This is a genomic window from Streptococcus dysgalactiae subsp. dysgalactiae (assembly GCF_900459225.1).
GTDB classification, from domain to species: domain Bacteria; phylum Bacillota; class Bacilli; order Lactobacillales; family Streptococcaceae; genus Streptococcus; species Streptococcus dysgalactiae.
The window spans coordinates 1,701,654-1,714,308 of sequence record NZ_UHFH01000003.1; the positions used below are offsets into that span (position 1 = coordinate 1,701,654).

Consider the following 12,655-nt stretch of genomic DNA (forward strand, 5'->3'; position numbering starts at 1 on the left):
TAAATCAAATAAAAGCTAGCAAGTGCTAGCTTAACCTATTATGCAATTTTCTATAAGCCATGTTTTGTTCCAGAAATGACTAGGTCTCATCTCTTTCGATAATCATCTGTCTACTGTCTAATAACAGTCAGGATAGCTTGTTCGTTTCCAACTATCCCATGCCCCTACCAAAGTTTGGGTTGCTAGCTTGAGGGGTTTACCGCGTTCCATTTTTTACGTTTCCATAAAAACTTCGTCACTGTGGCACTTTCAGAAGTACTTTGGCATATCCAAGGACTTAGCCATTTTCTTCGCCGTAATGTATAAGCACATCCCTAGGCTTATTTGTTCGCCTAGCACAATCACTACTGGCATCACAGCCAGTGCTAGCATGGACTTTCCTCATAGTATTGGAATACTACGCGATTATCCAAAAATTGCACAGTTTTCATTACTCAATAATTTGTTTACCAAAAACTTCTTTTTCCAACCGGCTAATGCGTTTTAGAATGTCAAAATTGGTAGCTGACTGGGTCACGCGTGTTGGTTGTGGCATGGTCTGCTGAGAAGTAGCCGCCACTGTATTCCTAGCTTGAAATTTAGCTTTTTTCAAAGCTTCGTTCTCAGCTTTTAAAGCTTCAATCTGGGCACTAAAATTCTCATAATCTTTGATAACGTTGTCAAGAAATTCATCGACTTCTTTCTTATCAAACCCTCTCATACTAGTCTTAAACTCTTGCTCAAAAATGTCCTTTGGACTATAAATAATACCTGTCATTCTATGCTCTCCATACGGTCAATCTTTTTACTAAACTACGATTTAGTATCATTATTAATGATACAGAAAAATGGCTTAAAAAGCAAGTATTTAAATACCAATCCTTATTAAAAATGCATTACTATTCTTCTACAATCTCATTTAAGCGTTCAAAGGTCAGAAAGGATAAGTCATAATCTGGAAGCTGCTTCATTTTTGCAACCAAGTATTTAAGATTGGTTTCATGTTCTGTATCATAAAAAACATAGGCTCCTTCTGTATTTGCTAATAAAAATTGATGATAGGAGCTAAATTGTTGTAGATTTTCATAAGTTGAAAAGCTATATTTGACAAAATCTACCGCTTTAAATTGGCTTAATAATTCCTGATTTTGTTCATTCCAGTTGTTTCCATGGGTTTCAAAAGGAAATATAGTTGCCACTTGTAAAGGGTACTCTGTTTTCAGGTCGTTCACAACCTCCAATGCCCACTGTTCAAATCCTAAATTTCCTGTAAAAATGAACCAGTCCACTCCTTCTTCCAAGTAATTGATTAGGTCTTTACGAATAGCTGTTTTTATAATCGAAATCCGCTGGTCTTTGGAACTAAAAATTCCCAGCTCAAAGCTTTGATAACCTGTTATCAGAATTGCAGTCATTCAGTGTTATCCTTTCAAAAAATATGTTATAATGAAAATGCTTAAATTTTTAGCATTAAGTAAATGATGTTAGGAGAACAATGGTCAACTACCCTCATAATCTTATTCGACAAAAAGCACCTTCCGTGCCAAAGCAATCAAAACAAAATAAGGTAGGCTTTGCCAATCGCGGCATGTCTTTTGAAGCAGCTATCAACGCGACAAATGATTATTATTTGTCGCGGCAAATTGCTGTTATTCATAAAAAACCTACCCCCATCCAAATTGTCAAAGTGGATTACCCTAAACGCAGTCGTGCGAAAATCATTGAAGCGTACTTTAGACAAGCTTCAACGACAGATTATTCTGGGGTTTACAAGGGGCATTATATTGATTTTGAGGCTAAGGAAACCAGACAAAAAACAGCCATGCCTATGAAAAATTTTCATCTCCATCAGATTGAGCACATGGCAGCTGTTGTGGAACAAAATGGAATTTGCTTTGTCTTACTTCACTTTTCAACATTGAAAGAAACCTACTATCTGCCTGCTCAGGCTCTTATTGCTTTTTATCAGATTGATAAGGGGAACAAATCAATGCCCCTCGATTATATCAGAAAACATGGCTTTAAGATAGTTATTGGAGCCTTTCCACAAGTCCCTTATCTAGACATAATAGAACAAAATTTTTTAGGCGGTGATTACAATTAAAAATCCAAAAATCCTTAAATGGCTAAAGTATGTACTCGGTGCTATCCTTAGCCTTATCATTCTTGTTATTGTTATTGGTGGTCTTTTATTTGCCTTCTATATTAGTAGCGCTCCCAAACTATCAGAAGCTGAGTTGAAATCAACCAACTCTAGTTTGGTCTATGATGGCAATAACAATCTTATCGCTGATTTAGGCTCTGAAAAACGCGAAAATGTGACGGCTGATAGTATTCCAATCAACTTGGTCAATGCTATCACTTCAATTGAGGACAAACGTTTCTTCAATCACCGCGGAGTTGACCTTTATCGTATTTTTGGTGCTGCTTTCCATAATTTAACCAGTAAAACCACACAAGGTGGATCAACTCTGGATCAGCAACTCATTAAATTAGCTTATTTCTCAACCAATGAGTCAGATCAAACCTTAAAACGTAAGGCCCAAGAAGTTTGGCTCGCCCTTCAAATGGAGCGTAAATACACCAAACAGGAAATCTTGACTTTCTACATTAACAAGGTTTATATGGGAAATGGGAATTATGGCATGTTAACTGCTGCGAAGTCCTATTATGGTAAAGATCTTAAAGATTTATCCTATGCTCAGCTAGCCTTATTGGCTGGTATTCCACAAGCTCCAAGTCAATATGATCCTTATACACAGCCTGAAGCAGCTCAAAACCGTCGTAATGTCGTGCTACAACAGATGTACATGGAAAAAAATATTACGAAAGCTGAGTACGAAGCCGCCCTTGCCACTCCTGTAGCTGATGGTCTTCAGCCCCTCCAACAACGCTCGACCTATCCAAAATACATGGATAATTACTTGAAACAAGTCATCGACGAGGTTAAGAAGGAGACTAATAAAGATATTTTTACCTCTGGACTAAAAGTTTATACTAACATTATTCCAGAAGCGCAACAAACCCTCTACAATATCTATAATTCCGAAAACTACGTTTATTATCCAGATAAGGATTTCCAAGTAGCTTCAACGATTGTTGATGTGACCAATGGCCATGTGATTGCCCAATTAGGTGGTCGTAACCAAGACGAAAATGTTTCTTTTGGAACCAACCAGGCTGTCTTAACAGACCGCGACTGGGGCTCTACCATGAAACCCATCACCGATTACGCTCCCGCTATTGAATCCGGTGCCTATAGTTCAACGGCTCAATCTACAAACGATTCTGTTTACTACTGGCCTGGTACAACAACTCAGTTATACAACTGGGATCGCAAATACAACGGCTGGATGACTATCCAATCTGCCTTAATGCTCTCACGTAACGTACCAGCTGTCAAAGCCCTTGATGCAGCTGGCCTTGACTATGCTCGTTCTTTCCTAAGCGGACTTGGTATTAACTATCCTGAAATGCATTATTCAAATGCGATTTCAAGTAATAATAGCAGTTCAGAAGCTAAATATGGAGCAAGCAGTGAAAAGATGGCTGCTGCTTACGCTGCCTTTGCCAATGGTGGTATTTATTATAAACCACAATATGTCAATAAGATTGAATTTAGCGACGGAACAAGTAAAGTCTTTGAAGAAAAAGGCAAACGTGCAATGAAAGAAACAACTGCCTATATGATGACAGACATGCTGAAAACCGTTCTTACTTACGGTACCGGTACTGCTGCTGCCATCCCTGGAGTTGCTCAAGCTGGTAAAACAGGTACCTCTAACTACACCGATGAGGAACTTGCTAAAATTGGTGAAAAATACGGTCTTTATCCAGACTATGTCGGTACCATGGCACCAGATGAAAACTTCGTTGGCTACACTAACCAATACGCTATGGCCGTCTGGACTGGTTACAAGAACCGTCTTACTCCAGTTTACGGGTATGGGTTAGAAATTGCTGCAGATGTTTACCGCAACATGATGACATACTTGACAAATGGTTATAGTGAAGACTGGACCATGCCAAGTGGACTCTATCGTAGTGGAGGATTCCTCTACTTAAGTGGTACTTATGCAAGCAACAATGACTACACTAATTCCGTGTACAATAATCTCTATGGCAATAACACGTCAACATCTTCAAGCCAGTCCTCTTCAGATGATTCAACTGATGTAACTGATGCCAACACTTCAACACATACAGAAAATGGAGCTGAGCATTCCGCTAATGAAGATAAAAAAACAAACCATTAACCTCAAAAACCTTTCGGCTGCTAGGCCGAAAGGTTTTTTTACTGTATTAAGCTAAAGCTCCCATTGGGTCCCATGGTGCTAGAACTTTTGCTTCTGCTTCATAGGCCGCTAATTCCTCTGCACTTAGGAACTCTTTGCGAACAACGATTTGATAGGTATAGTTGTCCATCCAAGCATCGGAAGCGACAAAGTAACCTTTGTCTCCAACTTTATCTCCCCACGAATTTTCAATTTTCCATTTTAATGGTTTTCCAGTCTCATCTAAGTCTACACCTGTTAAAACCATCGCATGTGTCATCAAACTTTCACTGTAATCTAAACGCCCTGCCTTATCTTGGCTTAAGGTGATATCCATGCTAGCTTCAAAATCATAGGTATTTGTTGCTAAAATCCCTTTTTGACGATCTGAGACTTGACCCACATCAGAGCCAAACCAAACAGACTCTCCGGCTTGTAGTTGTTTGATAGTAAGCTCTTTAAAGCGTTCCATCTCTACATTGAGGTAGCGAACCTCACGGCTTCCTACCACATTGCCTAGCATATCAACGGTATAAGATTTGCCATAAGGCTTATCAGCAGTTGGGGCATTGATGACAGATACATAATCAGATAACTTTAAGCCAACAAATTTATCGTAAAAAGCTTGAGGGGTCAATGCTTTTTCAAGATGATACTCATCATCCTTGTCACGGTAAGCAAAGTCAAATTGACGCGGTGGCAAGCCCAAGGTCATGGCTAAAAAGTTAAAAATCTCTTGAAGAAGCTCTGCTTTTCGATCCTCAACCTGTTGGGTATTAGCACCTGATGCAATCAAATCACGAAGAATTTGAGCATCTTGTCGCAACAGTTTGTTCAAATATTGGTTTAGCTCACGACTGTTGCTTGAAGCAATAGACTCTGGGTAAACGGATTTTGGCACAACTCCATATTTTTCAAATAAGGACACCACCATATCCCACTGTCCTCCGTCTTGTTGAGGAACATCTAAAAGAAATGTTACCTTTCGACTAGTCAAGTCTTGATCAGCTGTTGCAATTACCTGCTCCATAAACCAGTTAGCTTTTTCATACTTATCCCAAAAGAAGGTATGTGCTTGTGAGAGTTCGAAGTTTTCTAATTTAAACTCTGTGATTAATTTGTGTCTGAAAGTGTTCAAAGCGGCAAACATCCAGCAGCGACCTGATGCTTTTTGGTTAGACACTTTGTCTTTGGTTAAATCAATAGAGAAGACAAAGTCATTGTCCACTTCACTTTGACGTGTTTCTAATGATTTCAACAAGCCATTGTGGGTAACAGCATTTTCAATAGCTGAAAATTTGGCACTGGCTTTGTAATTAGCAAATAGTTGTTCTGTAAATGTCTCTGTTAATGCTGACATTCGTATCCTCCTAAAATCATAAGATTAAACTCCACTGAAAGAAAATTAGCAATCCAGGGCAACCTAGCTAATTTCAATCTAAAGGATTACTTCTATTATAGACCTTATATGATTTTGTTCAAGAAAAAAGTTAGGCTAACCTAACTTTTTTATATTTTTTAAAAAAATTTCTTTCCGGGTCATTTCCAAAAGTCATCAAAGATAGTAATTGGCAAGTGGCGCTTATGTTGTCCTTTATGCCACCATTTTTCAATAGTTGCTTGAGCTGCTTCGGAAATCAGATTCCCTTCCAAATAGTCGTCGATTTCTTGATAGGTAACTCCGAGGGCAACCTCGTCAGCCAAGCCTGGTTTTTGATCTTCTAAATCAGCTGTTGGAACTTTTTCATACAAAGCAGAATCCGCTCCTAAAACCTGTAAGAGCGCCTTCCCTTGACGTTTGTTAAGCCTAAAGAGGGGAAGAATATCTGCTCCACCATCACCAAATTTGGTAAAGAAACCAGTAATATTCTCTGCCGCATGATCCGTTCCAATAACAGCACCAGCCATTTGACCAGCAATGGCATATTGGCTGATCATCCGCTGACGTGCTTTGATATTACCTTTGTTAAAATCAGAAATCTCAACGCCTGCTGCTTGTAGAGCCTCTACTTGGCCATCAACAGCTGCCTTAATATTAATAGTCAGTGTTTGGTCTGGCATGATAAAAGCCAAGGCCTTTTGCGCATCTGCTTCATCAGCCTGAACCCCATAAGGCAAGCGAACAGCTATAAATTGGTAAGCTTGATCACCTGTTTCCTCCCGTAGCTCTGCAATGGCCATCTGGGCTAGCTTTCCAGCGAGGGTAGAATCCTGACCTCCAGAAATGCCTAAGACATAAGTTTTCAAAAATGAGTGCTTACGCAGATAAGCCTTTAAAAAATCAACAGTTTTTCGAATTTCTTCTTTCGGATCAATGCTAGCCTTGACGCCTAATTGTCGAATTATCTCTTCTTGTAAGGTCATGTCATTCACTCTTTCCATAAGCATCTTTGCGAATTTTATCAATTAGGGTCATCTTATTTTGCCACACATCACGGGCTAAGTCTACTGGGTAGTCTTGAGGATTCAAGACACGCTTGTATTCATCCCAAAGTTTGTCAAATTCTTTTTTAGCATAGGTCTTAATTTCTGATAAGGTTGGTAACTGGTATACCAATTTACCTTTCACAAAAATATCAACCAGAAGAGGAACCGCATCAAATTCTTTAACGGTTTTCTTAATATAGGTATAGGTCGGATGGAACATCTCAATCTCAGTTAATTCATTGACATTAATATCAGTAAACGTGATATAGTCGCCTTCTGATTTACCTTTTTCACGACTAGTGATGCGCCAAACTTGTTTTTTACCTGGTGTGGATACTTTTTCTGCATTATTTGATAATTTGATAGTATCACGCATGCTACCATCTTCTTGCTCAATAGAGACAATCTTATAAACAGCTCCTAAGGCAGGCTGATCATAGGCTGTGATTAATTTGGTTCCAACACCCCAAACATCAATCTTAGCCTTTTGCATTTTTAAGTTAAGGATGGTATTTTCATCGAGGTCATTGGAAGCATAAATCTTAGCCTGAGTAAAGCCGGCATCGTCTAACTGCTGACGAACTTTTTTAGAGAGATAAGCCAAGTCCCCAGAATCCAAACGAACTCCTAGAAAATTAATCTTATCACCCATCTCTTTGGCTACTCGAATAGCTGTTGGGACTCCCACTTTAAGCGTGTCATAGGTGTCAACAAGAAATACACAATCTGTATGGGTCTTAGCATAAGCCATAAAAGCATCATAATCATTACCATAGGCTTGCACTAAAGCATGAGCATGCGTACCTGAAACAGGGATACCAAAGCGTTTACCTGCCCTCACGTTACTTGTTGCATCTGCTCCGCCAATCATCGCGGCGCGCGTTCCCCAAATCGCAGCATCTAGTTCCTGTGCACGACGGGTGCCAAATTCCAAAAGGGGTTCATCCTCAATCACAGAACGAATACGAGCAGCCTTTGTAGCAATCAAGGTCTGGAAGTTAACAATGTTTAAAAGAGCTGTTTCGACCAACTGACACTGACCTAGAGGGCCTTCTACTTGCACAATCGGCTCATTAGCAAAAACCAAATCTCCTTCTTTAGCTGAACGGATGGTCAATTCTAATCGTAACTCTTTAAGATAAGTCAAAAAGTTTTCTGGATAACCAAGTTCTTCAAGGTAAGCTAAATCTGTTTCTGAAAATTGAAATTGCTCTAGGTACTCCACCATGCGCTGTAAACCAGCAAAAACAGCATAACCATTGTTAAAAGGTTCCTTGCGGAAATAGACTTCAAACACCGCATGACGATTATGAATGCCCTGTTCAAAATAAACTTGCATCATATTAATCTGATATAAATCAGTATGGAGTGTTAAACTATCATCTTTATACATAAAGGGGACTCCTTTGAATTATTGTTACTATTATAACATATTTAAAAAAAGGCTCTTGGACTAGGGTTTAGAAATATCTTGAGTTACCGTTAAAGTAAAAAAGAACTGATCCATCATGTCACTCTCAAATAAGAAAGAGTTAATGGATTCAGTTCTATATCGCTAACTATTATTTAAATTTGACATTGCTATAAATCCCAAAAACAATAATCCAAATCATTGCTCCAACGGCACCGATATAGGTGGATTCTTGTAAGAAAAGAGAAATAAAGACAAAGGCAAAGAAAGCAAGGGTCAAAGGCGTTGTCAACTTATATTTTGGCATCAAATAACCATCTGCCATAAAGTCCTTAGATTGACGGTACTTCCAGTGAGCAATCATGGTTAAAGCGTAGATAGCAATGTATACACCTGACGAAGATGCCGTAATGAGTGAGAACGCATCTGCAACTCCTGGTAGGATATTAATCAAAGCTGAGATACCAACCACAACCGCTGAAGCAATAATGGCACGACTTGGTACTCCTTGTCGAGATAAAGTGTTAATCTTTAAGCGATTGGTCAAGGCATTTGGGGTCTCATTAGCAATCTGATAGAGATGACGACCGGTTGAATAAAGGGTTGAGTTAAGCGCTGACGCTGCTGACGTTAAGACTACAAAGTTAATCAAGGCTGCTGCCCATTTAATACCAATCAATTTGAACACCATCACAAAAGGAGATTCATCAACTGGTAACTGATGCCATGGCACAATTGCCATAATAGAGACCAAGGCTCCCACATAAAAGATCACAATACGGGTTGGAATTTCTTGAATAGCCTTTGGTAAAACTTTTCTTGGGTTAGCCGTTTCAGAAGTAGTAATCCCCACAAATTCGATAGCTTGATAAGCAAAGAAAACCATTTGGAAGGCCATAAAGAACTTCAGCTTTCCATTCGGAAACATGGAAAAATGATCAAAAATATTGGAAAGGCTAGCATGGCCTGTATGGGTTTCAAAACCCGTTAAAACCATGAAAATAGCTGTTGCAATCAAAGCCAAAATAGCTACAATCTTAATCATGGCAAACCAAAATTCAGTTTCCCCAAAGACGCGCACAGCAATTAAGTTGATCGAGCTAAGTAAGACTAAGAAAACCAACTGAATCAACCAGGCTGGCCAGGTTGGAAACCAAAATTGCACATAGGAACCAACAGCGGTGATTTCTGCCATGCCTATAAAAATTAAGGAAATCCAATAAGATAGACCTGAAAAATAACCCCATCCTGGACCAATATATTTGGTGATAAAATTGATAAAGGTGTGTTGATCTGGATCATAATAAAGCATTTCGCCGATGGCACGCATCATCATGAACATGAAGGCACCTGTAATCATATAAACGAAAATGATAGACGGCCCTGTCAAGGCAATAGAGCGGCCTGCTCCTAAAAAGAGACCTGTTCCAATCGTTCCTGCAATCGCAATTAATTGAACATGACGATTTTCTAAGCCCCTTACCATTCCATTTTCTAGTTCGGTATTGTCTTTCTGATCTTTTGTAGACATCATAAACTCCATTCACTAAAATACTACTTATTATATCCTTTTTTCAGAAAATTTTCAACATTTATCTAAGAGAGAATTGAGCAAAACTGAGGGTTCTACCAGCAGGGGTTAGCCAACAGATTAATTAAAAAGAGTGGGGCAACTGCTCCACTCCTTCTAGCCTTATGACGGCATATTCTCAATGTAATGATAAACTCCTTGACCAGCAATTGCCCCATCTCCAACAGCTGTTGTGATTTGACGAAGGTCTTTTTGACGAACATCTCCAATTGCAAGAATACCAGGAATACTTGTCCTCATATGATCATCTGTGACAATCCAACCTTCTGAATCGGTAATCCCTAGTTCACTTACCATACCTGTCACAGGAATCATACCAACATAGATAAAGACACCTCCAAAAGCGTGGTCAGTGACTTGGCCCGTTTTCACATTTTCGATTAGGACATTGGAAACTTTAATATCATTACCTTGAATTTCTTTGACAACAGAATCCCAGATAAAGTCAACCTTCTCATTAGCGAAGGCACGGTCCTGCAAGATTTTCTGAGCTCTTAGTTGGTCACGGCGGTGAACAACGGTTACCTTTTTAGCAAATTGGGTAAGGTAGATAGCTTCTTCTACAGCTGAGTCTCCTCCCCCTACTACAAGTAAATCTTGATTTCTAAAGAAGGCGCCGTCACAAACCGCACAGTAAGAAACACCTCGACTGGTATAATCTTCTTCTCCTGGAACACCTAAGACACGGTATTTGGCCCCTGTTGCAATAATGATGGTTTTGGCTTCATAGCTGTCATCTTCAGTTGATACGCGCTTGTAAGAACCAAAATCCTCTACTTTTTGAACAATACCATAAATATTTTCAACCTTAAATTTTTCCAAAGGTTCATACATCTTCATCGATAATTCTGGCCCTGAAATATGATCATACCCTGGATAATTCTCGATTTCAGAAGTATTGTTCATTTGACCACCTGGGGCACCTTGTTCAATAATGCCCACACGTAAATTACTTCTTGCTGCATATAAAGCAGCTGTCATGCCCGCTGGTCCTGAACCTATAATTAATGTATCATACATGCTCTAACTCCTTTGAATAATTCTGTCAACATTGTAGCAATCTCAATTCTTTATTGCAATGATTATGATTTCAAGACAACCAAAACACTCATAAAAGCAAACGATAAAATTGGGATGGTTAAAATAGCAATCATTAACATCTCATATAGAAATGCCTGCCTTTCAGCCAAACTCTTATCTTTCTTGGTTTTTGCTCGCCATAGCGTCCATAGTAAACACACAGATACCATGGTTAAGCTTGATAAGATGAGTCCTTTAAGATAAAGGCTAAAAATTTCTACTAACATATTTCCACCTGGTCATTCTTACTTTTCCACAAACTTTTCCATAACATCAGACAAGAAAAGCCCAGGAATACCTAGACCTTTTTATTATAACAAAAGAATAGCATTAAATGTATGTTTTTGAATAGCTTGCGAAAAATTCTTTGGTTCGTTCTTTTTGAGGATGTCTAAAGACTTCTTCAGGCGTTCCTTGTTCCAAAATTTTACCTTGATCTAAAAAGAGAACTCTATCAGCCACTTGGTAAACAAAATTCATGTCGTGACTAACCAAAACCATGGTCTGCCCAGATTTAGCAGCATCTGCAATCGATTTTTCGACTTCACCCACTAGCTCAGGATCTAGAGCTGAAGTCGGTTCATCTAAGAGCAAGACATCCGGTTTCATAGCGAGGGCTCTAGCTAATGCCACCCTTTGTTTTTGCCCACCGGATAAGTAACGAGGGTAATGATTTTCGCGATCTACTAAACCAACCTTAGCCAATTCTGCTCGTGCCAGTTTAGTCGCTTCTTGGTCAGACAGTTTTTTGACCACCTTAAGACCTTCTTTGACATTCTCCAATGCTGTACGACGTTCAAAAAGGTTAAATTGTTGAAAAACCATGGCAAGTTTCCGGCGCAACATCAAAACTTGCTCTGTGGTGATGGTCTCAAAATCAACCGTAAAGTCATCAATACTAATGGATCCCGAATCTGGTTTTTCAAGATAGTTCATACTACGAAGGAAGGTCGATTTCCCTGCTCCTGAAGCACCTACTAAAGCAATCACTTGACCTTGTTCAATCTCAAGATCCAGACTGTCCAAGACTTTCTGACCGGAGAAAACCTTGCTCAAATTTCTAATCTTAATCATCAACGCAATTCTCCTAACCTTTCATTACTAGCTTGTTCTGGTGCTTTTATAGCCATCCTGTTTTCAATCAAGCGACCTACTTGCTCAATTAAAATACTGATAGACCAATAGACAAGCGCAACAGAGATATAACGTTCAAAATAACGGTAATCTGAACCACCCAAAATTTGTGCTTGAGCAAACAGTTCCACGATACTGGCACTAAAGGCAAGCGATGTTCCTTTTGTTAAGCCTATCAAGCCATTAATCAAGGTTGGAATAGCCACAACAGCTGCATTGGGAATGATGACACGACGATAAACCTGAACAGAGTTCATGCCTAAACTTTTAGCAGCTTCAATCTCTCCTGTGTCAACAGATAAGATTGCTGCTCGAATAGTCTCACTCGCATAGGCTGCTTCATTAAAAGCAAAGGCTGTAATAGCAAAGACAGAAGCTGGAATGGCATTAATATTCCAATCAAAGCCATACTTTTGGTTGAGAAACTTGAGAAAAAGAGGAATACCATAATAAGTCAACATTAGTTGAACGAGAATAGGCGTGCCTCGCAAGAAACTCACAAAAACGGCTTGAATAGGATATAAGATTTTGACTTTATTAATTTTAACAATAGCAAAAATCAAAGCCAAAATTAAGCCGAAAACAGCACCTGCCAGTGTCAAACCAAGGGTAATTGGAAGGCGTTGGATAATATTTGGAATGGCATCAAAAACAGCATGCCAACTAAAAAGTTTCCCATGTGGAATAGGTGAGATGAGTTGATCATACCAAGCCCAACCACTAGTTAAAAACACTGATGTCATGGATTTCCCCTTTATA

General features: G+C 39.2%; 12 protein-coding genes and 1 other RNA gene. 2 read left to right on the forward strand and 11 right to left on the reverse strand.

Going from position 1 to position 12,655, the window contains the following annotated elements; all coding sequences use genetic code 11:
- Positions 1-48: 48 nt before the first annotated feature.
- From rnpB to DYD17_RS08770, 3 genes are all read right to left on the reverse strand, one after another.
- An RNA gene (rnpB, locus tag DYD17_RS08760) (RNase P RNA component class B) lies at positions 49-417 on the reverse strand.
- Positions 418-430: 13 nt separating this feature from the next.
- Positions 431-757, reverse strand: a complete 327-nt coding sequence (gpsB, locus tag DYD17_RS08765) for a cell division regulator GpsB (RefSeq protein ID WP_003052194.1) — start codon at positions 755-757, stop codon at positions 431-433.
- A 121-nt stretch (positions 758-878) separates the two neighbouring features.
- Positions 879-1,394 (reverse strand): DUF1273 domain-containing protein, encoded by a 516-nt coding sequence (locus DYD17_RS08770; protein ID WP_115253073.1) that lies wholly within the window; start codon positions 1,392-1,394, stop codon positions 879-881.
- Positions 1,395-1,474: 80 nt separating this feature from the next.
- Between DYD17_RS08770 and recU the strand changes: the two genes are divergently transcribed.
- The gene (recU, locus tag DYD17_RS08775) at positions 1,475-2,083 is read left to right on the forward strand and encodes a Holliday junction resolvase RecU (protein ID WP_003052199.1); all 609 of its coding nucleotides are present in this window, start codon (positions 1,475-1,477) and stop codon (positions 2,081-2,083) included.
- On the forward strand, positions 2,070-4,235 hold the full coding sequence (pbp1a, locus tag DYD17_RS08780) for a penicillin-binding protein PBP1A (protein WP_115253074.1): 2,166 nt from the start codon (positions 2,070-2,072) through the stop codon (positions 4,233-4,235). The genes recU and pbp1a overlap by 14 nt, the downstream gene beginning before the upstream one ends.
- A gap of 46 nt (positions 4,236-4,281) precedes the next feature.
- Here pbp1a and pepC read toward each other — a convergent pair whose 3' ends face one another.
- The 8 genes from pepC to DYD17_RS08820 all read right to left on the reverse strand — a co-directional run bounded on the left by pepC (position 4,282) and on the right by DYD17_RS08820 (position 12,639).
- Positions 4,282-5,613 carry an aminopeptidase C gene (pepC, locus tag DYD17_RS08785; protein WP_115253075.1) on the reverse strand — a complete coding sequence of 444 codons (1,332 nt, stop codon included), beginning with the start codon at positions 5,611-5,613 and terminating at the stop codon, positions 4,282-4,284.
- Positions 5,614-5,792: 179 nt separating this feature from the next.
- Entirely contained in the window at positions 5,793-6,617 is an 825-nt protein-coding gene (gene nadE, locus DYD17_RS08790) for an ammonia-dependent NAD(+) synthetase (protein ID WP_003052203.1), read from the reverse strand.
- Position 6,618: 1 nt separating this feature from the next.
- The gene (locus DYD17_RS08795) at positions 6,619-8,073 is read right to left on the reverse strand and encodes a nicotinate phosphoribosyltransferase (protein WP_003052205.1); all 1,455 of its coding nucleotides are present in this window, start codon (positions 8,071-8,073) and stop codon (positions 6,619-6,621) included.
- 169 nt (positions 8,074-8,242) lie between these two features.
- Entirely contained in the window at positions 8,243-9,622 is a 1,380-nt protein-coding gene (locus tag DYD17_RS08800) for an amino acid permease (RefSeq protein ID WP_115253077.1), read from the reverse strand.
- 162 nt (positions 9,623-9,784) lie between these two features.
- Entirely contained in the window at positions 9,785-10,702 is a 918-nt protein-coding gene (gene trxB, locus DYD17_RS08805; RefSeq protein ID WP_115253078.1) for a thioredoxin-disulfide reductase, read from the reverse strand.
- 62 nt (positions 10,703-10,764) lie between these two features.
- Positions 10,765-10,989 (reverse strand): DUF4059 family protein, encoded by a 225-nt coding sequence (locus DYD17_RS08810; protein WP_115246339.1) that lies wholly within the window; start codon positions 10,987-10,989, stop codon positions 10,765-10,767.
- A gap of 103 nt (positions 10,990-11,092) precedes the next feature.
- Entirely contained in the window at positions 11,093-11,836 is a 744-nt protein-coding gene (locus tag DYD17_RS08815; RefSeq protein WP_115246340.1) for an amino acid ABC transporter ATP-binding protein, read from the reverse strand.
- Positions 11,836-12,639 (reverse strand): amino acid ABC transporter permease, encoded by an 804-nt coding sequence (locus DYD17_RS08820; RefSeq protein WP_003052214.1) that lies wholly within the window; start codon positions 12,637-12,639, stop codon positions 11,836-11,838. Before DYD17_RS08820 ends, DYD17_RS08815 begins: the two co-directional genes overlap by 1 nt.
- Positions 12,640-12,655: the final 16 nt, after the last annotated feature.

What these genes read in the sequence shown, in the direction of transcription:
- trxB (WP_115253078.1), bottom strand. Translation starts at nt 10,702, where the DNA reads ATGTATGATACATTAATTATAGGTTCAGGACCAGCGGGCATGACAGCT.
- DYD17_RS08815 (WP_115246340.1), bottom strand. Translation starts at nt 11,836, where the DNA reads ATGATTAAGATTAGAAATTTGAGCAAGGTTTTCTCCGGTCAGAAAGTC.
- nadE (WP_003052203.1), bottom strand. Translation starts at nt 6,617, where the DNA reads ATGACCTTACAAGAAGAGATAATTCGACAATTAGGCGTCAAGGCTAGC.
- DYD17_RS08770 (WP_115253073.1), bottom strand. Translation starts at nt 1,394, where the DNA reads ATGACTGCAATTCTGATAACAGGTTATCAAAGCTTTGAGCTGGGAATT.
- DYD17_RS08800 (WP_115253077.1), bottom strand. Translation starts at nt 9,622, where the DNA reads ATGTCTACAAAAGATCAGAAAGACAATACCGAACTAGAAAATGGAATG.
- DYD17_RS08820 (WP_003052214.1), bottom strand. Translation starts at nt 12,639, where the DNA reads ATGACATCAGTGTTTTTAACTAGTGGTTGGGCTTGGTATGATCAACTC.
- recU (WP_003052199.1), top strand. Translation starts at nt 1,475, where the DNA reads ATGGTCAACTACCCTCATAATCTTATTCGACAAAAAGCACCTTCCGTG.
- pepC (WP_115253075.1), bottom strand. Translation starts at nt 5,613, where the DNA reads ATGTCAGCATTAACAGAGACATTTACAGAACAACTATTTGCTAATTAC.
- gpsB (WP_003052194.1), bottom strand. Translation starts at nt 757, where the DNA reads ATGACAGGTATTATTTATAGTCCAAAGGACATTTTTGAGCAAGAGTTT.
- DYD17_RS08810 (WP_115246339.1), bottom strand. Translation starts at nt 10,989, where the DNA reads ATGTTAGTAGAAATTTTTAGCCTTTATCTTAAAGGACTCATCTTATCA.
- DYD17_RS08795 (WP_003052205.1), bottom strand. Translation starts at nt 8,073, where the DNA reads ATGTATAAAGATGATAGTTTAACACTCCATACTGATTTATATCAGATT.